Annotated in this window: 20 protein-coding genes; 6 read left to right on the top strand and 14 right to left on the bottom strand. The window is 32.2% G+C overall.

Going from position 1 to position 22051, the window contains the following annotated elements:
* The first annotated feature begins 7 nt into the window (after nucleotides 1–7).
* Complete coding sequence (locus ABNT22_RS01065; RefSeq protein ID WP_348715587.1) at nucleotides 8–664, top strand: LysE family translocator; 657 nt, start codon at nucleotides 8–10, stop codon at nucleotides 662–664.
* Nucleotides 665–680: 16 nt separating this feature from the next.
* Here the strand turns inward: ABNT22_RS01065 and mgtE are convergent, their stop codons facing one another.
* Genes mgtE through ABNT22_RS01040 form a run of 5 tightly spaced genes read right to left on the bottom strand, consistent with a single transcriptional unit; the run spans nucleotide 681 to nucleotide 5119 of the window.
* On the bottom strand, nucleotides 681–2030 hold the full coding sequence (mgtE, locus tag ABNT22_RS01060) for a magnesium transporter (protein ID WP_348715585.1): 1350 nt from the start codon (nucleotides 2028–2030) through the stop codon (nucleotides 681–683).
* Complete coding sequence (gene rsmA / locus ABNT22_RS01055; RefSeq protein ID WP_348715583.1) at nucleotides 2011–2823, bottom strand: 16S rRNA (adenine(1518)-N(6)/adenine(1519)-N(6))-dimethyltransferase RsmA; 813 nt, start codon at nucleotides 2821–2823, stop codon at nucleotides 2011–2013. Before rsmA ends, mgtE begins: the two co-directional genes overlap by 20 nt.
* Nucleotides 2824–2826: 3 nt before the next feature.
* Nucleotides 2827–3024, bottom strand: a complete 198-nt coding sequence (locus ABNT22_RS01050) for a hypothetical protein (RefSeq protein WP_348715581.1) — start codon at nucleotides 3022–3024, stop codon at nucleotides 2827–2829.
* A 5-nt stretch (nucleotides 3025–3029) separates the two neighbouring features.
* A complete protein-coding gene (locus ABNT22_RS01045; RefSeq protein WP_348715579.1) occupies nucleotides 3030–3359 on the bottom strand; it encodes a DUF4286 family protein in 330 nt (109 codons plus the stop codon).
* Between the two features lie 20 nt (nucleotides 3360–3379).
* Nucleotides 3380–5119, bottom strand: a complete 1740-nt coding sequence (locus ABNT22_RS01040; RefSeq protein ID WP_348715577.1) for a tetratricopeptide repeat protein — start codon at nucleotides 5117–5119, stop codon at nucleotides 3380–3382.
* Between the two features lie 223 nt (nucleotides 5120–5342).
* Here ABNT22_RS01040 and ABNT22_RS01035 point away from each other — a divergent pair, with 223 nt between their 5' ends.
* On the top strand, nucleotides 5343–5486 hold the full coding sequence (locus ABNT22_RS01035) for a hypothetical protein (RefSeq protein WP_348715575.1): 144 nt from the start codon (nucleotides 5343–5345) through the stop codon (nucleotides 5484–5486).
* Nucleotides 5487–5586: 100 nt separating this feature from the next.
* On the opposite strand, the gene serS is transcribed toward ABNT22_RS01035, so the two are convergent.
* Nucleotides 5587–6861 (bottom strand): serine--tRNA ligase, encoded by a 1275-nt coding sequence (gene serS / locus ABNT22_RS01030; protein ID WP_348715573.1) that lies wholly within the window; start codon nucleotides 6859–6861, stop codon nucleotides 5587–5589.
* A 58-nt stretch (nucleotides 6862–6919) separates the two neighbouring features.
* Nucleotides 6920–7852: a bifunctional riboflavin kinase/FAD synthetase gene (locus ABNT22_RS01025; protein ID WP_348715571.1), complete on the bottom strand. Its 933-nt coding sequence runs from the start codon at nucleotides 7850–7852 to the stop codon at nucleotides 6920–6922.
* 193 nt (nucleotides 7853–8045) lie between these two features.
* Between ABNT22_RS01025 and ABNT22_RS01020 the strand changes: the two genes are divergently transcribed.
* Entirely contained in the window at nucleotides 8046–10826 is a 2781-nt protein-coding gene (locus ABNT22_RS01020; protein ID WP_348715569.1) for a TonB-dependent receptor, read from the top strand.
* Nucleotides 10827–10837: 11 nt separating this feature from the next.
* Nucleotides 10838–12493, top strand: a complete 1656-nt coding sequence (locus ABNT22_RS01015) for a G-D-S-L family lipolytic protein (RefSeq protein WP_348715567.1) — start codon at nucleotides 10838–10840, stop codon at nucleotides 12491–12493.
* Between the two features lie 45 nt (nucleotides 12494–12538).
* On the opposite strand, the gene ABNT22_RS01010 is transcribed toward ABNT22_RS01015, so the two are convergent.
* From ABNT22_RS01010 to ABNT22_RS00990, 5 genes are all read right to left on the bottom strand, one after another.
* The gene (locus ABNT22_RS01010; RefSeq protein ID WP_348715565.1) at nucleotides 12539–12763 is read right to left on the bottom strand and encodes a hypothetical protein; all 225 of its coding nucleotides are present in this window, start codon (nucleotides 12761–12763) and stop codon (nucleotides 12539–12541) included.
* 81 nt (nucleotides 12764–12844) lie between these two features.
* On the bottom strand, nucleotides 12845–14389 hold the full coding sequence (locus ABNT22_RS01005) for a glycine--tRNA ligase (RefSeq protein WP_348715563.1): 1545 nt from the start codon (nucleotides 14387–14389) through the stop codon (nucleotides 12845–12847).
* 100 nt (nucleotides 14390–14489) lie between these two features.
* On the bottom strand, nucleotides 14490–15392 hold the full coding sequence (locus tag ABNT22_RS01000; protein WP_348715561.1) for a hypothetical protein: 903 nt from the start codon (nucleotides 15390–15392) through the stop codon (nucleotides 14490–14492).
* A gap of 45 nt (nucleotides 15393–15437) precedes the next feature.
* The gene (locus tag ABNT22_RS00995) at nucleotides 15438–16343 is read right to left on the bottom strand and encodes a hypothetical protein (RefSeq protein ID WP_348715559.1); all 906 of its coding nucleotides are present in this window, start codon (nucleotides 16341–16343) and stop codon (nucleotides 15438–15440) included.
* 53 nt (nucleotides 16344–16396) lie between these two features.
* Nucleotides 16397–16957, bottom strand: coding sequence for a class I SAM-dependent methyltransferase (locus ABNT22_RS00990; protein ID WP_348715557.1), 561 nt, complete (start codon nucleotides 16955–16957; stop codon nucleotides 16397–16399).
* A 138-nt stretch (nucleotides 16958–17095) separates the two neighbouring features.
* Between ABNT22_RS00990 and ABNT22_RS00985 the strand changes: the two genes are divergently transcribed.
* Entirely contained in the window at nucleotides 17096–17686 is a 591-nt protein-coding gene (locus ABNT22_RS00985; RefSeq protein ID WP_348715555.1) for a ComF family protein, read from the top strand.
* 52 nt (nucleotides 17687–17738) lie between these two features.
* Nucleotides 17739–19337 (top strand): Ig-like domain-containing protein, encoded by a 1599-nt coding sequence (locus ABNT22_RS00980; RefSeq protein ID WP_348715553.1) that lies wholly within the window; start codon nucleotides 17739–17741, stop codon nucleotides 19335–19337.
* 63 nt (nucleotides 19338–19400) lie between these two features.
* Here ABNT22_RS00980 and ABNT22_RS00975 read toward each other — a convergent pair whose 3' ends face one another.
* Together ABNT22_RS00975 and ABNT22_RS00970 are read right to left on the bottom strand one after the other, a co-directional pair.
* A complete protein-coding gene (locus ABNT22_RS00975; protein WP_348715551.1) occupies nucleotides 19401–21089 on the bottom strand; it encodes a glutamine--tRNA ligase/YqeY domain fusion protein in 1689 nt (562 codons plus the stop codon).
* A 113-nt stretch (nucleotides 21090–21202) separates the two neighbouring features.
* On the bottom strand, nucleotides 21203–21808 hold the full coding sequence (locus ABNT22_RS00970) for a hypothetical protein (RefSeq protein ID WP_348715550.1): 606 nt from the start codon (nucleotides 21806–21808) through the stop codon (nucleotides 21203–21205).
* Between the last annotated feature and the right edge of the window lie 243 nt (nucleotides 21809–22051).

Raw genomic sequence — 22051 nt, 5'->3', positions numbered from 1 at the left:
AATTACTATGGAACTAACTACACTAAAGGATGCGTTTTTAATCGGGGTTTTCATGGCCTTTATGATTGGTCCTGTTTTTTTTATGCTCATTAAAACTAGTATTTTAAAAGGGGCGCGAGCAGCTATTGCTTTTGATTTAGGTGTAATTCTTGGTGATATTAGTTTCATACTAATCGCATATTATGGTAGTAGAAGCTTACTAGAAAAAATTAAAGATGACCCTCGTTTGTTTCTCGTTGGGGGTCTAATTCTAGTAATTTATGGTCTTATTACTTACTTAGATAAGAATAATAAAAAAGAAGTTGATGAAACTGAAGTAGAAGTTCCTAAGGCTAATAATTATTTTAGACTTTTTATAAATGGTTTCTTTTTAAACTTTATAAATATTGGTGTATTGGCTGGTTGGCTTGGTATTATGGTTGTTGTTGGCCCCACGCTAAACATGAACCCAAATTCTATTTTTTGGTATTTTGTCACTGTAATTATAGGGTATCTAACAACAGATTTAGTAAAGATAATATTAGCCAAACAACTTAAAAAGAAAATGACTCCTCTAGTTATTTATAGAATTAAAAGAGCTATGGGAGTTTTACTTATTGTTTTTGGTGCTTTTCTTATGCTTAAAGCTTTTATTCCTTTAGAAGAGATAATAGACAACGTATAACTTCAATTTATGCTTGTTATACTCCTAAAATAAGCTGTGCAATTAAAAAGTAAATCAAGATTCCAAAAATATCATTGCTGGTAGTAATAAATGGTCCTGTAGCAATAGCTGGATCTATTCCTCTCTTGTGTAAAAACAAAGGAATAAAGGTTCCTATTAAACCTGCAACCACAATAACCACTACTAACGATACAGAAATAGCCAAAGCCTTCATCATTTCTTGTTCGTAGACAAATACAAAAAGAAACAAGAAAATTGCTAATACCACACCGTTTAACAATGCTAATAGCATCTCTTTTATCAAACGGTTTTTCATACTCCCTCTTACCTCATCATTTGCTAAACCTTGCACAATAATTGCTGATGATTGCACTCCAACATTTCCAGCCATAGCGGCAATTAACGGAGTAAAAAAGAATAAAACAGCATTCTCTTTAAAGGTATGTTCAAAATTACCCATGATCAAGAAAGCTCCTATTCCTCCTAAAAGACCTAAGAACAACCATGGTAATCGTGCTTTTGTTAAATCTAAAATACTATCTTCAGAATCTACGTCTTGCGTAATACCCGCCGCTAATTGATAATCTTTTTCTGCTTCTTCTTTAATGACATCCACAATGTCATCAATAGTAATTCTTCCAACCAAAACTCCCAATTCATCTACTACCGGAATGGCCTCAAGGTCATATTTACGCATTATATTAGCCACCTCTTCTGCAGATTCGTGTACATTCACGAAATCTACTCTTGGTATATAAACATCTGCTATTCTTGATCTAGTAGACGCCATTAACAAGTCTTTTAAAGAAAGCCTTCCTTTTAACTTTCCATCATCATCAACTACATAAATAGAATGTACTCTTGTAACTTCTTCCGCTTGAACACGCATTTCTTTTACACAAGTTAAGACGTTCCAGTTTTCATTCACTTTCACCATCTCCTTAGCCATCAAACCACCAGCCGAGTTTTCATCATAACGTAAAAGCTCTACAATTTCTTTAGCGTGCTCTTTGTCTTCTATCTGTTGCATTACTTCCTGCTTACGATCTTCAGGAAGCTCAGCAATTACATCTGCTGCATCATCGGTGTCAAGCTCTTCAATTTCTTCTGCAATTTCTTTATCTGTAAGCTGCGAAAGAATTTTTTCTCGTACATCTTCATCAACATCCATTAGCACCTCTGAAGTAGTTTCAGAATCTAACAAACGAATAATATATACTGCATCATCAAACGACAATTCGTCCAATACTTCTGCAATATCAGCATGGTGTACATCTGCAAAAAAATCAGAAAGCGCAGTGTCTTTCTTATCTTGAATAAGTGCTCGTACGTTATCTAAAAGTTCTTTAGTGATTTCTAATGCCATCGTTTGCGATTTTTGATGTCAATTCAATAAAACGTTCAACCGACAATTGCTCGGGACGCATCGCAAATATAGGGTCTTCTTTCAAGCTATCCGAAAGTTTAAAGGATTTTAAACTACTTCGTAACATTTTTCTTCGTTGATTGAATGCTGTTTTTACTACTCTAAAAAACAGTTTCTCATCAACTGGAAGTGTATAATTTTCTTTTCTTATAAGTCTTATAACTCCAGAGTCTACTTTTGGAGGTGGGTTAAAAACCGTTGGCGGTACGGTAAATAAATATTCCGCATCATAAAATGCTTGGGTTAAAACCGACAAGATCCCATACGTTTTACTTCCCTCCTTCTCAGCAACTCTTTGTGCTACTTCTTTTTGAAACATTCCAGAAAATTCAGGAACTATATCTCGGTTCTCTATAGCTTTAAAAACAATTTGAGAAGAAATGTTATATGGGAAGTTACCAATAATAGCAACTTGTTCTCCTTTAAAAATAGCTGATAAATCTTGTTTTAAAAAATCCCCTTCTAGAATATTGAATTTATCTTTAGAAGTATCTAATTTAATATGCTCCACAGGAAAAGTTTCTTGCAAGTACTCTACAGATTCAGAATCAAGTTCCATTACGGTAACCTTTGGTGATTTTTCTAATAAATATTTTGTTAGTACTCCCATTCCCGGACCTATTTCTAATACATTATCATACCCATTTTCTGTTAAAGAATCTGCAATCTTTTTCGCTATATTCTCATCTTTTAAAAAATGTTGTCCTAAATGTTTCTTTGCTCTTACAGTCATTAATTACAATCTATTAGATTCTATTTTTTTTGAACTTAAAGATATAATTCCAAAAGAAATTCCTATTCCACATAAAAATCCTCCAATTGTTTCCCACGGTTCAATACCATATTTCAAGTAAGTCATTACAAATCCTATGATTAATAGAAAAACACTTACAATTAAAATTTTCTTTCTATTTCTATAAACAACTTGATTCATTTTATCTAGTTACTACTCACAACAGGATAAAATTCATTGATCACTTTTAACTCAGTGCGGAAGGCTAACGATTTCCCTTCAAAACGAGTTAAACCATCACTTCTTAATCTATCTGCATCGTGCTTATAATAAGCATCTAAATCTTCTCTAGATTTTGCTGTATATTGTATTGAGTAGGTTATTCCCCCCATTTCTTCTTCAACCAAAACCTGCGTCATTTTAGCACTAACAAATCTACCTGTTGCTAACACTTCTGGAATATGTTTTTCTATCCACACTAACCATTCAGCATGAATACTTTCGTCTACATTGACTGTTACGTTATATATATACATTATTAATTCCTTTTAATATTTTAAATATTGTCTCCTCTTAACTTTCTAAATTTCTTTCTAGCGTCTACTAAATAGATACTATTGGGGTGGTCAAAAATAATCTTTTGATAGTATTCTTTTGCCTTTTCTATATCATTTAATTCATTGTGATATAATTTAGCCAAATGATAGTACACATCATCTACTAAAATACCTTCAGCATCCATTTCTAAAATCTTCGCATAATTTAAAATAGCCTCGTCATATCTTTTTAGTTCAATATATATTTTTGCCTGTTTAAATAAGGCTTCGTCTTCTATCGGTTGTCCTTTAAAGTTAGTAATGACCTCTTTTAGTAATGCAACCGCTTCCTCATTTTTACTTTGGTATGCCAATAAACTTGCTTTTGCATATTCCTTTAACCCTGAAGAGACACTGTCTTTTGGTTCATTATCTGAAATTATCAAAAACAAAGCAGCTGCATCATTTGCTATTAATTGACTAGCAGATCCTTTTAATACTTTTAATTGTGCTTTTGCCCATTTAAAATCATTTTTAAAGTAAGACGCCTGTGCTACTTTAAAACGTGCTTGCTGAGCTAAAAAATGATTTTTAAACTGTGTTTGTATCTGTGAGTAATAGATAAGAGCCTTATTAAATTTTTCTGTAAACACTAAAACATCACCTAGTTTAAGTTTTAATGTAGCTTTTGAAAATTTTGAGTTAGCATGTTTCTTTGCTCCCTCTAATACTTCTATGGCTTTTTCAGGGCTTCCCTTTTCAAAGGTCAAATAATCTGCATATGCAATTTGGGTTCTAAACGTATTACGATTAATCCCGTATTCTTTAAAAATCATCTGAAACTGCTCGTCAACATTAGGTTGCTTCGTTTCAACAGCTATTCTTAAGTTATTATTTATTGCAATGAATTTATCTGTTGGGTAATTTGTTTTTTCAATTACCAAATCAAAACACTCTTTAGCAGTTTCGTAATCTTTATTATCAAGTGCAATTTTACCTAAATCATTAATTGCTGCTAATTTATCAGGATCTCGAGCTAATAACGCTTTCTTCTGTATCAATGCTTTACTATATTCTTTCTGACGTATAAATAACCAAGCCAATAAATCATTCCAAATATCTTTTGGATTGCTAATAGACTTCCTTAGCAAAGCTCTTTTAAACAAAATGTTATTTTCATTTTCAGCATCATCATTGATATATCTTGAAGTATATCTTTTTACATTATTTAGGTAGTTCTTGTTCTTGTCTACTAAATTTACATAAGACTCAAACATTCTCTCAAAATCTCCTTTTTCACCATAAATTTGTGCTAGTTGAAACCCATAATTCGAATTTGGGTTGTTTGCCATAATTTTTTCGTAAGCTTCTATTGCATAGTCTAATTTTGTATAATTTCTAAACAAGCTAGCTACAATAGTTCCATATCCTGATTTTTTATTGAGTGATTCTAATGCCTTCTTATAGCTATCTTCTGCAGCTTCTTTCTTTTGTTGTCTCTCGTAAGTATTTCCAAGAATCACATGTAAAAAAGATAATCTCGGTTGTTCTTTTAACTTTCTTGAAAGTAAGTTTTCTGCAACGTTATATTGTTCTGTTTCTTGATAACAGGTAATTAATCTTCTCAAATAAGTTGTGTTGAAAGGGCTTTTCTCATACAACGATTCATATATGGATAATGCTTTATGATATTCATTATTTCTAAAATAATTTTCAGCTATAATAAAATCATTTTGTTGCGCCCATACTAGCGAACTCATTATCAAAAATATAAACAGAAAGGTCTTCTTCATATAACAAATTTATGAAATCAAAACTTAGTTTTTTGAGGTTCTATGATTTTTTACAATTCATTTTAAAAAAGTAGGGGAATTAACTATTTAATTGTTAATAGTTTATTAAAACCACTGGTTTTTATTTCATGTTTGTAACATTTTGGCATGAACTTTGTCTTATTAATAACATAACTAAACAACAGGAACTATGAAAAACTTAACTAAACAATACGAAACAGCAAGAAACAATGCTAATGAGTTTATGAAGAATGGTCAAATATCTAAATATTTTGAAGCGTTGTTAGAAATGAACAAGTACAAAAAATTAATGGTAGCGGTAGTTGCCAATTAATGATTATATATATTTATTTTTAGGGGAATAAAAGAAAAATCCCAAGGATTGCGTATTGCAGCCTTGGGTTTTTCATATAATATATTTTGATAAAGACTTTTTAGTCAATGATATCGAAACCACAATATGGAACCAATACTTCTGGTATTTTAATTCCTTCAGGAGTTTGATAGTTTTCTAGAATTCCAGCCAATACTCTTGGTAAAGCCAAAGAACTTGCATTTAATGTATGTGCTAATTGACTCTTTCCTTCTTTATTTTTAAAACGTAGCTTTAATCTATTTGCTTGAAAAGATTCTACATTTGATGCTGAACTAATTTCTAACCAACGATTTTGTGCTGTAGAATACACTTCAAAATCAAATGTCAGTGCAGCTGTAAATCCAGTGTCACCTCCACACAAACGTAAAATACGATACGGTAATTTTAAATCACGTAAAATCCCTTTGATATGCTCTACTATATCATTTAAAGCATTGTATGAATTATCTGGATGCTCCACACGAACAAGTTCTACCTTATCAAATTGGTGTAAACGATTCAAACCTCTTACATGTGCTCCATAACTTCCTGCCTCTCTTCTAAAACATGGTGTATACCCCGTATACGCTTTTGGCAAATCACTTTCTTGCAATAAATCACCTCTGTGCATATTCGTAATAGGAACTTCTGAAGTAGGAATCAAATACAAATCATCTCCTGTTACATGATACATTTGACCTTCTTTATCTGGTAATTGTCCAGTACCATAACCCGAAGCTTCATTAATTAAATGCGGAACTTGCACTTCTGTATATCCTGCAGCAGTATTTTTATCTAAGAAATAACTAATTAATGCACGCTGTAAACGAGCTCCTTTTCCTTTGAAAATAGGAAAACCTGCTCCACTTACTTTCGCTCCTAATTCGAAATCAATAATATCATACTTCTTCGCCAATTCCCAGTGAGGCAATGCTTCTTCTCCTAATTCTGGAACAATTCCTTCCTTAAAAATTTCTTCATTATCTTCCTCATTTTTACCAGCAACAACTGAAGCATGTGGAATGTTTGGGATTTGATACAACAACCCTTGTAAAGTATTTGCTGCTTCGTTTAACTTCTCTGATAATTCTTTAGATTGCTCTTTTAATTGACCCGTTTTTTCTTTTAGTAAGTTAGCTTTTTGTACTTCTCCAGATTTAAAAAGCCCACCTATTTCCTTGGATATTTTATTAGATTCAGCTAAAACATTATCTAATGAAACTTGTGTAGCTCTACGAGCTTCATCAGCAGTTAATACTTCTTCAATTATTGCTTCTGCATTCGCAAAATTTCTTTTTGCCAATCCTTCTAAAACAGTTTGTTTGTTTTCTCTAATAAACTGAACCTGTAACATCTTTTTAAATTTTAAGAAACGCAAAGATATAGCTTGTTACAGATTTAAGCAATCTTATTTATTGGTTTGTTTGAATATGTAAAAGTGAGTCTTCTTTATCTTTCTCTAGTTGATTCATTAAAGAAGTTACTGAATCAAATTTTTGTTCTTCTCTTAAATAGTACATCAACTCCACGGTAAGTTTTTTACCATATAAGTCATCATCAAAATCAAAAAAATGCACCTCTATTGTTTGATATTCACCATTTACCGTTGGTCTATTACCAATGTTCATCATCCCGTAAACTTTTTGATTATCGATTACAGACTTTACAACATAAACCCCTGTTTTTGGAATCAATTTATACGCTTCTTCAACTTCTATATTAGCGGTTGGGTACCCTATCTTTCCTCCTAACTTTTTTCCATTGACCACTTTTCCAGTTAAAGAAAAATGATATCCCAAGTAGTTGTTAGCCGTTCTTAATTCACCACCAGAAAGAGCTCTTCTTATCTTTGTAGAACTTACAGAAACATCATCTATATCTTGTGCTGGAATTTCTTCCACTGTAAAGTCGTACAAATGAGAATACTCTGTTAGCTGTTCTATATTCCCTTCCCTATTTTTCCCAAAATGATGATCGTATCCTATAATCAATTTGTGTGTATTTAGTTGATTTACCAAAACATCACGTACAAAATCTAATGCAGTAAGTCTGGAAAATTCTTTACTAAAAGGATGAATAATTAAGTAATCGAGTCCTAATTTTTCTAAACGACTTGCTCTTTCATTGATCGTATTTATCAATTCTATAGAAGCATCTTTTTGAAGTACCATTCTTGGGTGAGGAAAGAATGTTAACAGAACAGATTTTTTCCCTGTTTTACGAGCTTCTTTCACTAATTTTTCAATGATTTTTTGATGTCCAATATGAACACCATCAAATGTTCCAATGGTTACAATGGTTTCTTCCGTCGGCTTAAAATCAAAAATTGAGTGGGTTATTTCCAATCGTCCAAAATTATTTTTACAAAGGTACAACTATGCATAAAACTCTCTAAAAACTTACTCTATTTTCTTCAAAAATGCACATTTTACAAAATATTAACGTCAAAAATGATATTATCACAAAATCTGTTTACATATATTTTATAAATAAAAAAAAATTGTATTTTGCGCTTTAGTTAACAAATTAATTTACATTATGATTAAAAGACTATTACTTGTTGCATTTGTGCTGTTTAGCTCAGCTGCAATGGTTGCTCAAACAACCATTTCGGGTACAGTTAAAGATGCAGCTCTAGGTGAAGGAATACCAGGAGCAAACATTAAGGTTTCAAGGAAAGCTGTAGGTACGACTACTGATTTTGATGGGAATTTTACCCTTACAGTGACTGATCAACCTCCCTTTACTATTGAAATTTCTTCTTTAGGGTACCAAACAAAAAGTGTTGAAATAACTCAAAACAACCAAGTTGTTGAAGTTAGTTTAACGGAGAATGCTACTTCTTTAGACGAGGTTGTAGTATCTGCTTCTAGAACTCCAGAACGTGTTATGGAATCTCCTGTAACAATTGAGCGTTTTGATTCTAGAGCAATTAAAAATGCTGCTTCTGCTTCTTACTATGACGCCTTAGAAAATTTAAAAGGAGTTGATGTAAACTCAGGAGGTTTAACTTTTAAAACAGTTAATACTCGTGGTTTTGCTACATTTGGTAATGAACGTTTCGTTCAGTTAGTAGATGGAATGGATAATGCATCTCCTGCCTTAAACTTCGCAATTGGAAACCTTTTAGGTATTTCTGAATTAGATGTGAAAAGTGTAGAAATTTTACCAGGTGCTGCTTCTGCTTTATATGGGGCAAACGCATTTAACGGTATCATGTTAATGACAAGTAGAAACCCTTTTGATGATCAAGGGATCAGTGTAGGATTAAAAGGAGGAATTACTAGTCAAGAAGCTGCTGGTGACAATGCATACTATGATGCAAGTATTAGAATGGCGCATGTTTTTGATGATAAATTTGCTGCAAAAGTTAGTTTAAGCTATTTAAAAGGTGAAGAATGGCATGCTACTGATACGAGAAATACCAATGGTATTGGAGGAACTTATATTCCAGGTTTTAGAGAGCCAGGAAACCCTGCTTCTGATCCTAACTATGATGGTGCGAATGTATACGGTGATGAGGTTTCTACAAACATTAGAGAAGCTTCAGGTGGGTTAGGAATCATTCCTAATGTTAACGTAAGTAGAACAGGATACCACGAAAGAGACTTAATGAACTACGAAGCTAAAAGTGTTAAGTTTAACGGTGCTATTCACTATCGTCCATTAGGAAATGATAGAGTTGAAATTATTTGGAATTCTAAATTTGGTACTGGTAACACTATTTACCAAGGACAAAACAGATATAGTTTAAAGAACTTCTTTATGGAGCAACATAAATTAGAAGTAAGAGGTAAAAACTTCTTTATTAGAGGTTATTTTGCTGGAGAAGATGCTGGAGACTCTTACGATACTCGTTTTGCTGCTATTGGTGTTAACAGCAAGTGGAAATCAAACACTGCTTGGTTCGGTGAATACATCAATACAATTGCTGGAATTAATCTAGCAGGTAACCCATTAGGTTTAACGGAAGCTCAAATTCATCAAGCTGCAAGAGACGTTGCAGATACTGGACGTCCAGAGCCAGGTTCTGCTGAATTCACTAGAATTCTCAACGAAGTTACTGCTGACCCAGATCTTTTAACAGGTTCTAAATTTAGAGACAACACGAACTACTACCACGCAGATGGTAACTTAAACTTACGTGATTATATTGACTGGGCAGAAGTTCAATTTGGAGGTTCTTATCGTCAATACAACCTAAACTCTTTCGGAACTATCTATACCGATGGAGATAGTCCTATTAGCTATGATGAGTACGGAGTATATTCTCAAATTCAGAAAAAAATGATGGATGATAGATTAAAGTTTACTGGATCTATCAGATATGATAAAGCTCAAAACTTTGATGGTAACTTCTCTCCAAGAGTATCTTTAGCATATGCTGCTGGTGAGACTAAAAACCATAACTTCAGAGCTTCATTCCAAACAGGTTTCCGTAATCCAACTACGCAAGATCAATATATTGGTTTAGGTACTGGTGCTGGATTCATTATGGGTACTGCTGAAGATAATTTAGATAGATTTGTTGTAAATCAATCTTTCAACGGAACAAATTACACTATAACTGGTAGAGATGCATTTACCAGAGGGGTATCTGCTGCTTCATTGAGAGCTGGAACTCCAACGTTAACTACTACTGATTTAGTAAAACCTGAAAAAGTTACTGCTTTTGAAGTTGGTTATCGTGGTGCTATTCCGTTAGGAGAAAACAAATTATCTGTTGATTTTAGTACATACTACAACCAATATGAAAACTTTATCGCAAACAAAGATATTATTGTTCCTTTATTTGGTTCTTTCAACAATGGAATTCCAGATGCTTTAGCATTAGCGGCATTATCTAGTAGTGCTAGTAGAGTTGCTATTAGTACTAAAACAAACTCAGAAGTTGATGTAACTTCTTACGGAATTGGTCTTGGATTGAACACAAAAGTATTTAATGGATTTAACGTTGGATTAAACTATACTTGGTCTAAATTTGATTTTGATCAAGCTAAAGATCCTGATTTTGAAGCTGGATTTAACACTCCAGAACACAAAGTTAAAGCACAATTTGGCCACCCTAACTTATTTGAAAACTTCGGATTTAATGTAAGTGCTCGTTGGCAAAACGAATTTTACTGGCAATCTACTTTCTTAGAAGGAAATGTTGAAGACAGAACTGTAATTGATGCTCAAATTAACTATGCTGTACCATCTATTAAATCTATATTTAAAGTTGGAGGTACTAACTTAACAGGTGAAGAGTACTTAAGTGCTCCAGGTGTTGGTGCTATTGGATCTCAATACTACATCTCTTGGACTATTAACAACTAAAAAAAGACACAATGAAAAATATTATAAAATATACTTTTTTGTCTGCACTAATCACAGGTATTGTTGCCTGTGATGTAGACAATACATTGCCAGAAATAAAGGAAGCTTCTTCTGAAACTATAACTGCAAGTGCAGGTTCAGCTGATTTTTCTAAGTATGTTGCAATCGGAGCTTCATTTACTGCTGGTTTTACAGACAACGCTTTATTTAAAGCCGCTCAAGAAAATTCTTTCCCTAATACACTAGCTAAGAAATTTGCTATGGTAGGTGGAGGTAATTTCTCTCAACCTTTAATGAACGATAACTTTGGAGGGCTTATTTTAGCTGGAAATCCTGTTATCAACCCATCTACAGGACAAAGATTATTTGCAGAAAGATTAGTTTTTAATGGTACAGGACCAGCTTCTTTAACAAGCTTAAATCCTTTGGCAATGTCTACTACAGATTTTGCTTTAAATAATCCTACAGGACCTTTTAGTAACTTAGGTGTACCAGGAGCTAAAAGTTTTCATTTACTTGCAGATGGTTACGGAAGCTTAGCTAATTTTCCTGCTGCAGCGAATCCATACGCGATTAGAATTGCTGGAAATACAAATACCTCAATTATTGGTTTAGCGGTTGCTCAAAATCCAACTTTCTTTACGTTATCAGAATTTGGAGGAAATGATGTTTTAGGATATGCAATTACTGGAGGAGACGGATCAAACCCTATCACTCCAACTGCTACTTTCAACGGGGCTTTAGATTTAACAATAAATGCTTTAGCTGCTACCAATGCTAAAGGGCTTATTGCAAACGTTCCATATATTACAAGTTTACCATACTTTACAACTGTACCTCATGCACCATTAGATCCATCTAATCCTGCATTAGCAGCTCAAATACCAACCTTAAACACTGTTTACGGTGCTTTAAATCAAGTATTTTCTGCTTTAGGAGAAACAGAAAGAATTGTTCAATTTTCTACAACTGCTGCAAATCCAGTTATTATTCATGATGAGAACTTAGCTCCTTTATCAGCAACAATTACTGCTGCATTAGGTGCTAATCCAGCTTTTGTTCCTTTTGTTCAATCTTTGGGATTACCTGCTTCTGCAGCTCCTTTAGTTGCACAGTTAATGGGTAACCAATATGGACAAGCTAGACCTGCAACTGAAGATGACTTAATTGTTTTACCTAGTAGCACTATTATTTCAACAGTAAATACAGATGCAGCAGCAAACTTAATTGCTGCAAGTGGAGGGTTATTACCTGCTTCATTAGCTGGTCAATTCTCAGCAGAAGGTGTTACGTTACCATTAGCTGATAAATGGGTGTTAACTCCAGAAGAGCAAATGGAAATTAAAACTGCTACAGACGATTACAACACTAGTTTAAAAGCTAAAGCTGATGCAAACGGTTATGCATTTGTAGATTTTAATGCTATATTACAGCAAGCAGCAACTACCGGATTACCTTTTGACAACAACCTTTTAACGACTAGTTTAGTAACTGGAGGTTTAGTTAGTTTAGACGGTATTCACTTAACTGGTAAGGGGTATGCATTGATGGCTAACAAAATGTTAGAAGCTATTGATACTGCTTACGGTTCTAACTTTGGACAAGCAACTAATGGGTTAGCAAAATCTGAAGATTACCCAACGAACTACTCACCTCTTTTACAATAATAGAAGAGTATACATAGTACAATATCGTAATAAAAAAGAGGAGATTTAAATCTCCTCTTTTTTATTACTATTGTTATTAATTATATACTTCTTATACTTACCATCTTTATAACGATGATAAATAAATATTGGCATTAATATAAAGGCCATATACAAAACCCCTAACCCCATCACTATTCGTGCTTTAGGATGCTCTGTATTTAGCAAATATGCTCCCGTAACCATCCATAGTAAAAAGATGATAAATAATATTTTCAGTACTGTTTTCATCAAAATTCTTTTAATCCTACAAAAATAAAAAACCTACCAACGTTAATTGATAGGTTTTAAACTTATTTATAAATGATTCTATTACATTTTCATTAACCAAGAGCGTACATCTACCTCTTCCTTAATAATAGCTCTTAATTCATCAATTTTAACCCTTCTTTGCTCCATTGTATCTCTATGACGAATGGTAACTGTATTATCTTCTAACGTATCGTGATCTACAGTAATACAGAATGGTGTCCCTGCAGCATCTTGTCTTCTATAACGCTTACCTATACTTACCCCTTGATCATCGATGATAGTATTAAACTCCCATCTTAACTCTTCATAAATCTTTTGAGCTATTTCTGGCAAACCATCTTTATTTGTTAATGGCATTATTGTCGCTTTTACAGGTGCTAAAACAGCTGGTAATTTTAATACTGTTCTTGTCGTTCCATTTTCTAATTCTTCCTCTTGTAAAGATTTAGAAAACACCGCTAAAAACATACGATCCAAACCAATAGATGTTTCAACTACATATGGCACATAACTTTTACCTTCTTCATGATCAAAATATTGCAATTTCTTTCCTGAAAATTCTTCGTGCGCTTTCAAATCGAAATCTGTACGTGAGTGAATACCTTCTAATTCTTTGAATCCGAAAGGAAATTTAAATTCAATATCAGCGGCAGCATCTGCATAATGTGCTAATTTTTCATGATCATGGAAACGATAATTCTCTTCTCCCATTCCTAAAGACAGGTGCCATTTTAAACGTGTTTCTTTCCATTGCTCATACCATTCTCTCTGCGTCCCTGGTTTTACAAAAAATTGCATTTCCATTTGTTCAAACTCACGCATTCTAAAAATAAATTGTCGTGCAACTATTTCGTTACGAAAAGCTTTTCCTGTTTGCGCAATTCCAAATGGTATTTTCATACGTCCAGTCTTTTGAACGTTTAAAAAATTCACAAAAATACCTTGAGCTGTTTCTGGTCTTAGATATACTTGCATTGAACTCTCTGCAGAAGCTCCTAATTGAGTACCAAACATTAAATTAAATTGCTTAACGTCTGTCCAGTTTTTAGATCCCGTTAATGGATCAGCTATTTCTAGTTCCTCAATTAATAATTTTACATCAGCCAAATCTTCATTTTCTAAAGACCTAGCTAATCTCCCTAAAATTGTATTAATTTTCTCTTGGTACCCAAGTACTCTTCCATTAGTAGAAACAAACTCTTCTTTGTTAAAAGCATCACCAAAACGCTTAGCCGCCTTTTTTACTTCTTTATCAATCTTCCCTTCAATTTTAGCACAGTAATCCTCTACCAAAACATCTGCTCTATATCGTTTCTTAGAATCTTTATTATCAATTAAAGGATCATTAAAAGCATCTACGTGGCCGGAAGCTTTCCATGTTGTAGGGTGCATCAGAATAGAAGCATCTATACCTACAATATTTTCGTGCATTTGCACCATTGCTTTCCACCAATATTCTCGAATGTTCTTCTTTAACTCAACTCCATTTTGAGCATAGTCATACACCGCACTTAAACCATCATAAATTTCAGACGATTGAAATACATATCCATATTCCTTTGCGTGTGATAATACCTTTTTAAATTGATCTTCTTGTTTTGCCATGGTGCAAAAATAAAATAAGCTATCAAACTATTGACTATAACACAAAAAAAAAGTGAAGAATAACTTTATTCTTCACTTAAAAAACTATTTTTTTTATTTTTTATCTAAGTTTTACAACTGCATTTCCAGTATAATTACCATCTACAAAAGCACTCACGGTATATTTTCCTTTATTTACATCATCTCTGTTCACCAAAACAAAAGAAACCAAACTCATTCTATCATTTAAATAATTTACCTCTAATGAATCTGTGTATTGGATCATTGCTCCATTTTTTAAACTAGCTTTTCCTTTTGGAGAAACAACTTTCTTATTCTCATCAATAATTTGAATGTAAACCGTTTTTTCTCCTGAATTTGTTACAGGATTCTCTAACAAATCAAAATTAATTTTAAACGCATCTGTTCTACTTGATCTAGAAGTTGTTACTAGTTTACCACTACTTCTTTCTTTCATCGCAACAGCTCTAATAGGGCTTGTTTTTATAACTCCAGCAATTGCAACTTTCTTCTCTAATGTTTGCTGCTTAACTTCTAGCTCATTGTACTTTTTCTCCAAGTTAACATTAATCGTTTCTTTTTGAACTAAAATTTCCTTTGCTATTGTATTTTCTTGAGCTAATGCTTGGTTAGCGGTATTTAACGAATCTATTCTAATAAATAAATTTCGATTTTCTCTTTCTAATGTTGCTATTTTTCTTCGATACTTTCGAATAAGGTCAAAATTATCTAGTTTTAGTGTTGCGATAGAATCTCTAAGATTCTTCATCTTTACCAGCTCAACTTTAAGTCTCTTAGACAATCTTTTTTTTCGGACTACAACATCTGTATAATCCTTTATCATTTCATCTAAATTGGCTTGTAAATCTTTTTTTTCTTGAAGAAAAACACCTTTTAATTCGGTGTAGTCATTGGTTTTTTTGAGGGAATAAAGGCCTAAAAAAACAAAGGCTAATGACAATGCATAAATAATCGCGTTGGATTTTTTCTTAAGGGGATTCATAATTAAGGGATGGTTAGGGGGTTCAACTAATATTTATATATTCATTTATTTCAACTTTAATTTTGTTTCTCCAGAGTACATTTCATTTACAAAAACTTTAATAGTATATACTCCTTTCTTAATCATTTCTCTTTCTACAGATATGAAAGATATAACATTTATTTCTTTATTATGGTATTCTGCTAAAAAAGCATCACTGTAAGGCACCTTCTTACCACCTTTTACTGCTGTTTTACCTTTTTTAGAAATAATGGTATTATTTTCATCTAACACTTGAACAAATACAGGAACAAGTCCTGGATCAACTATTTTATTCTCTAATAAATCAAAAGATATTCTAAAAGCGTCTGTTCTATAAGACCTACTTGTAGACACATGCCTGCCACTATTCTTTTTCTTCATTGCTTCAGCTTTTATTGGAGTAGTTTCAATAACTACTGCAGAAGCAATCTTCTTTTCTAAATCTTCTTTAGTTGCTCTTAAATATCTGTTTTTTCTTTTTAATAAACTGTTTTGGTTTTCTTTTTCGTTTAGAATTTTCTTAACACCTAAATTCTCCTCATTAAGAACATTATTCTCAGCGTATAACGAATCTATTTGTACAAATAACTCCTTATTTGTTTTTTCTAATTCATAGATTCTGTTTCTGAAGTGCTTCATCAAACCATAATTGGTTTCTTTTAGATTACTTACAGAATCTCTTAAAAGAATTAGTTTTTCTAATTCTTCATTAATTTTATAGGACAAGTGTCTATTACTAGTCAATGCGCTTTCATAATCTTCAATTACATTTCCTAGACTCTTCTCCAGCTCTTTTTTTTCTTCATCAAATACTCCTTTTAATCGAGAATAGTCACGTGCATTTTGATAAGACAAAATACCTATAGCTCCGATTAAAAAAAGCAAAAAGATGATTAAGCCATAATAATATCTTTTAGCTTCTTTGTTCATTTAATATCAAAGGGGGACATTAAGTGATTACGTCGAATTTGTGTGCTAATATACTATTTTTTAGTACACTTATATACAAAAGCGGGCGGGAAATTCAAAGGCTCGAAATCTAACTCAATGAAATCTCCGAATACCTTTTTTAATTTTTTGTAGTACGTTAGGCTGTATTGATATTGAATAAACAAGCCTTCTTTCTTAAGTGAAGTATAACTTTCTTTTAAAATATTCGATGATATTTCTTTTGGTATTATTGTAAGTGGTAGACTCGACACAATATAATCTACACTATCATATCCAAGTCTATGAAGTTCTTCTTTAATATGTTCTGCCGAGGCTTTTAAAACAATTAATTGTGAGTGTTCTACTTTTTTTAACTCCGAATAAAAAGCTTCATTAATTTCAAAACAGATTAAAACAGTATTGGGTTGTATCTTCTTTAAAATTCTTTTGGTAATTGCTCCATCTCCTGGACCTAGTTCAACAATAATTTCGGCTTTTGAAAAATCAATTTGCTTTAACATTCTCTTAGCCAAAAATCTAGAACTTGGTGTTACCGTACCAGATGTTTTATAATTTTTTACTGCCTCCTTAAAAAATTGTATCTTTTTACTCAATTGTTTTTTGTTTAACTGAAGTTTTTCCCTGTAAATATGCGATATTTAAAAGATATATTCTATTTATTTTTTCCTAATCTGTGCGTAAACTGTGAAACAACATTGTTGCAAAATGAAAAACATTTATGCACTCACTGTTTGAATGATCTACCAATTATTGACGACAACCCCCATACAAATGTTACACTACATGCTACTTTTTTAGGAAAGATTCCTGTTAAAAATGTGCGTTCATTTTTATATTATCAAAAACATGGAATCACTCAAAAAATTATACATAACTTAAAATATAAAAATCGTCCTGAGCTTGGTGATTACATTGCTAATTGGTTTGGAAGTCAACTGAAAGAATCTAATGTTTTTAAAAATATAGATTATATAGTTCCTGTTCCTTTACATTATAAAAAATTAAAAAAAAGAGGATATAACCAACTAAGTACTTTTGGAAAAACACTTGCCAATCTTCTTGATGCCGAATACAAACCTCAAATTTTAGTTAAAATTTCTTTAGCAAAGACTCAAACTTTTAAAAAACGATTCGAACGTTTTTCAAATGACAACACTTCTTTCAAACTGTCTGACAATCAAATATTTAAAAATAAACATATTTTACTAATTGATGATGTTATTACCACTGGAGCAACACTACAAGCTTGTTGTAACGAACTTTTAAATACTCCAAACATTACAATTAGTATTGCAACCATGGCCTTTACCGAAAAAACCTAAAATTTTATGCTGCATATTTACTACTTTTGATAATGAATTTAAAAAAGAGTTTGTGAAGTACTTCAATCAAATTTTTGTTCTTTTATTAGTATTATTAACCATAGGTTGTGCTAGAAGAGGAAGGCCTGAAGGTGGTCCGAAAGATGAAACTGCTCCTATCATGGTAACAGCTTCACCTCCTTACGAATCTGTAAACTTTAAAGAAGATAAAATCCGAATTCATTTTGATGAATATATCGTTTTAAAGGAACTACAAAAACAACTTGTCGTTTCTCCTCCAATGAAAAACCCTCCTTTAATTACACCACAAGGAACTGCTAGTAAGTACATAAACATCAAAATACTAGACACTTTAAAACCCAACACCACCTATACCTTTAATTTTGGTAATGCTGTTCAGGACAATAATGAAAACAACAAATTAGAAAGTTTTAAATATGTTTTTTCTACAGGAACTTATATTGATTCTTTATCTGTAAAAGGTAACGTTGCTGATGCACTAGAAAAAGAAACTCAAAAAAATATAAATGTCCTTCTTTATAGAGTAGATAGCACTTATAACGATTCTATTGTTTATAAGCGTAAACCTGACTACATCACCAACACTTTAGATTCTACTCTTTTTAATATAACAAACATTAGAGAAGGAAAATATGTATTGTTAGCTTTAAAAGAAGAAGCAAATGATTTTATCTTCAATTCAAAAACAGATAAAATAGGTTTTTTAAAAGATCCTATACTATTACCAAAAGACAGCATTATTGAAGAGGATATTGTGTTTTTTAAAGAAATACAACCTTTTCAATTTAAAAAGGCAAAAGAAGTATCTAAAGGAAAAATTGAATTTGGTTTTGAAGGAAAACAAAAAGATTTAAAAATAGAACTACTTTCTCAAGTACCTAATGATTTCAAATATTTTACACAATTTGAACAAGAGAAAGACACGCTAAATTACTGGCATTCTTTAGTAGAGGCTGATTCTTTAAACTTTAAAGTATCTCATCAAAAATTTATCGATACAGTAACGGTTCGATTACGAAAGAAAAAAGTTGATTCTATAAATGTTAAATCAAATATTTCATCAACCTTACACCCAACAGATACGCTGTTTTTAACTACAAACAACCCTATAGTAAAGCATGATACTAGTAAGTTTACATTAATTGATAAAGACACTGTAAATATTGATTACAAACTGCAAAAAATAGGAATCAACAAGCTGGCAGTACTATTTAAACAAACTCCTAACAATAGATATAGTCTAAAAGTATTACCAAAGGGAATTATAGACCTTTACGAAACTTCTAATGACAGTTTAAACTATAGCTTTAAAACTTTAGAAGCTGAAGACTATGGTAGTATTATTTTAGAGATAAAAAACGAACAAAACAAACCTTTAATTATTGAGTTACTTCAAAAAGATAAAGTTGTAAAAACTGAATATATCTCTTCCTCTAAGAAAATAGAATTCAACTTATTAGAGCCTAAAGAATATTCGGTGAGGGCAATTATTGATGAAAACAATAACAGAAAATGGGATACAGGTAATTTTCTAAAAAAGATACAGCCTGAAAAAATAATTTATTATGAAACGGAATTTAAACTTAGAGCTAACTGGGTTATTCAAAATGAAGTTTTTACGATAAAATAAAAAAAGGCCTGCTAAAAAATTAGCAGGCCTTTTTAGTTAATAATTATAATTCTTCTTTGGGTACTATTTCTTTTTTGCCCAGTTATCTCTCAATCCAACTGTTTTATTGAATACTAGTTTTTCTGAAGTTGAGTCATCATCCATATTAAAATATCCTAAACGCTGAAACTGGAATCTATCTCCAATCTTTGCTTCTTTTAAGCTAGGCTCTACAAAAGCATTGATCGTGTCTAAAGAATTCGGATTTAAGAATTCCATAAAATCCTTATCTTTATGACTATCAGGAGCTTCATCAGAGAATAATCTATCGTATACTCTAACCTCAGCTTGCACAGCATGTTTTATAGAAACCCAATGTAAAGTTCCTTTTACCTTACGTTTACTTTCTTCTGTACCACTACCAGACTTACTTAAAGGATCGTATGTACAGTGAATTTCTGTAATATTACCTGCCTCATCTTTTACACAAGACTCTCCTTTGATAATATAAGCGTTCTTTAAACGTACTTCTTTCCCAATAGTTAAACGAAAATATTTACGGTTTGCTTCTTCTTTGAAATCTTCCCTTTCAATATATAATTCTCTTGAAAAAGGGACTTCTCTACTTCCAGAGTTATCATCTTCTGGATTGTTTTCTGCAACTAAGAATTCCTCTTCGCCTTCAGGGTAATTAGTAATTACTAATTTTACAGGATTTAGAACTCCCATTACTCTATTAGCCGTTTTATTCAAGTCTTCTCTAATCTTAAACTCTAACAGTGCAACATCAATTACATTTTCTCTTTTCGAAACTCCAACGGTTTCTACAAAATTGCGAATAGCTACTGGGGTATATCCTCTACGGCGTAATCCTGAAATTGTTGGCATACGCGGATCATCCCATCCAGATACAATTCCTTCTTCCACTAGCTTCATTAACTTACGCTTACTCATCACTGTGTAGCTTAAGTTTAAACGAGAAAACTCTCTTTGTTTAGGAACTAAAGGAAAGGCTTCTTTACTATATTCATATACATTATCTCTAAACCAGTTATACAATTCTCTATGTGGTTTAAATTCTAAAGAACATAAAGAATGAGATATTTGTTCTAAATAATCGCTCTCTCCATGTGTCCAGTCGTACATAGGATAAATTACCCAATCATTTCCAGTTCTATGATGTGCTTTCTTTAATATACGATACATTAATGGATCTCTCATCAACATATTTGGAGAAGCCATATCTATTTTAGCACGTAATACATGAGTTCCCTCATCGAACTCACCAGCTTTCATTCGTGTAAATAAATCTAAATTTTCATCAATACTTCTATCTCTGTATGGACTATTAGATCCTGCTTGCGTAGGAGTTCCTTTTTGTTCTCTCATTTCTTCAGAAGTTTGAGAATCTACATATGCTTTTCCATCCTTTATTAATTGAACAGCCCAATCATATAGTTGCTGAAAATAATCAGAAGAATAACATTCGTTTTCCCATTGATATCCTAACCATGCCACATCTCGCTTAATAGCATCTACATATTCCTGCTCTTCTTTTGCAGGGTTTGTATCGTCAAAACGAAGGTTAACTGGAGCATTGTATTGCTCTCCTAAACCAAAACTAATTCCTATAGCTTTTGTATGACCAATGTGTAAATATCCATTAGGCTCAGGTGGGAAACGAAAGCGTAAGTTTTCTTTAGGCATCCCATTCGCTAAATCCTCTTCAATGATTTGTTCAATAAAATTTAATGATTTCTTTTCTTCTGACATTTTCTCTTAAATTGAAGTGCAAAATTAATGAAAATAGTTGAGCTCTTTCCTAAATATAAAAACTCCTTTCTTTTAATTAGAAAGGAGTTCATATCCACTTAAACTGAAGCACTCTATGGTGTTAACATTTTATATTTAAGGATTTCAGCTTCGGTCATCCAATGTATGTCACGTGCTTTTGCAGCATTAATTGTAAAATAATAAAATGCCTTTGCATCTGCATCGCTAAAACCAATTGATTTGTAATAATTTATATACGGTAAATGATTGGCATGCCCCTCTGGAAAATCAGTAGCTTCATTTGTTCCATCCGACCAAGAATGTACGCCTATCTTCGTTCCTATATCTCTAGTTCTTTTCTTTCCTGCTAGAAAGAAATCTACTCCTCCTGAAGCAATTTCAGCATTCTCCAATAAATGAATCTCTATATTTAAATCAAATACTCTTTTAGAAAGTTGCAAGTTTACTCGATCGTCAGACGAACCATCACAGTTCTTAATATTAATCTTGTTAATCTCTGAATAACGCGTAAACAACTTATTAAAGTTGACTAATGAAGAACTATTAATTGTTCCGTTCATTTCAACAGTTTTTCCATCATCCAATACTCTGAATATTCCAAAAGTTTTCTGAGTATTTACTAATTCATCATTGCTACTACAACTAGCAACTAATACAAATATTGTTGTTATTAACAACACAATCTTTCTTACTTTCATCTTTACCTGTTTTAAAAATTTATCAAATAAAAAAAGCACATACTTCAGTTATATCAAATCCCTTTTCAGGATGACATCTGAAGTATGCGCTTTTCGCACAAAACTTATGTTATACTTCCAATTTCTTCTTCAGTGATAAAGTACAACATTAAAAGCTATTCGCTTTTATTTAAAACAATATCAAAAAGATTTACCCTACTTCACATCTCAGTTTTACTGGGGTTTTTCTAGTGATATTTAGAA

It is taken from the genome of Tenacibaculum sp. 190130A14a (assembly GCF_964048965.1).
GTDB classification, from domain to species: domain Bacteria; phylum Bacteroidota; class Bacteroidia; order Flavobacteriales; family Flavobacteriaceae; genus Polaribacter; species Polaribacter polynesiense.
The sequence above is the reverse complement of the archived record's forward strand: the minus strand, read 5'-3'. Positions and strand labels throughout refer to the sequence as shown.

Coding starts and splice junctions, on each gene's coding strand:
- ABNT22_RS01020 (WP_348715569.1), top strand. CDS start 8,046: ATGATTAAAAGACTATTACTTGTTGCATTTGTGCTGTTTAGCTCAGCT.
- ABNT22_RS00970 (WP_348715550.1), bottom strand. CDS start 21,808: ATGAAAGTAAGAAAGATTGTGTTGTTAATAACAACAATATTTGTATTA.
- ABNT22_RS00995 (WP_348715559.1), bottom strand. CDS start 16,343: ATGAACAAAGAAGCTAAAAGATATTATTATGGCTTAATCATCTTTTTG.
- ABNT22_RS01005 (WP_348715563.1), bottom strand. CDS start 14,389: ATGGCAAAACAAGAAGATCAATTTAAAAAGGTATTATCACACGCAAAG.
- ABNT22_RS01050 (WP_348715581.1), bottom strand. CDS start 3,024: ATGAATCAAGTTGTTTATAGAAATAGAAAGAAAATTTTAATTGTAAGT.
- ABNT22_RS01035 (WP_348715575.1), top strand. CDS start 5,343: ATGAAAAACTTAACTAAACAATACGAAACAGCAAGAAACAATGCTAAT.
- ABNT22_RS01010 (WP_348715565.1), bottom strand. CDS start 12,763: ATGAAAACAGTACTGAAAATATTATTTATCATCTTTTTACTATGGATG.
- ABNT22_RS01065 (WP_348715587.1), top strand. CDS start 8: ATGGAACTAACTACACTAAAGGATGCGTTTTTAATCGGGGTTTTCATG.
- ABNT22_RS00975 (WP_348715551.1), bottom strand. CDS start 21,089: ATGTCAGAAGAAAAGAAATCATTAAATTTTATTGAACAAATCATTGAA.
- ABNT22_RS01015 (WP_348715567.1), top strand. CDS start 10,838: ATGAAAAATATTATAAAATATACTTTTTTGTCTGCACTAATCACAGGT.
- ABNT22_RS01040 (WP_348715577.1), bottom strand. CDS start 5,119: ATGAGTTCGCTAGTATGGGCGCAACAAAATGATTTTATTATAGCTGAA.
- ABNT22_RS01000 (WP_348715561.1), bottom strand. CDS start 15,392: ATGAATCCCCTTAAGAAAAAATCCAACGCGATTATTTATGCATTGTCA.
- rsmA (WP_348715583.1), bottom strand. CDS start 2,823: ATGACTGTAAGAGCAAAGAAACATTTAGGACAACATTTTTTAAAAGAT.
- ABNT22_RS01045 (WP_348715579.1), bottom strand. CDS start 3,359: ATGTATATATATAACGTAACAGTCAATGTAGACGAAAGTATTCATGCT.
- mgtE (WP_348715585.1), bottom strand. CDS start 2,030: ATGGCATTAGAAATCACTAAAGAACTTTTAGATAACGTACGAGCACTT.
- serS (WP_348715573.1), bottom strand. CDS start 6,861: ATGTTACAGGTTCAGTTTATTAGAGAAAACAAACAAACTGTTTTAGAA.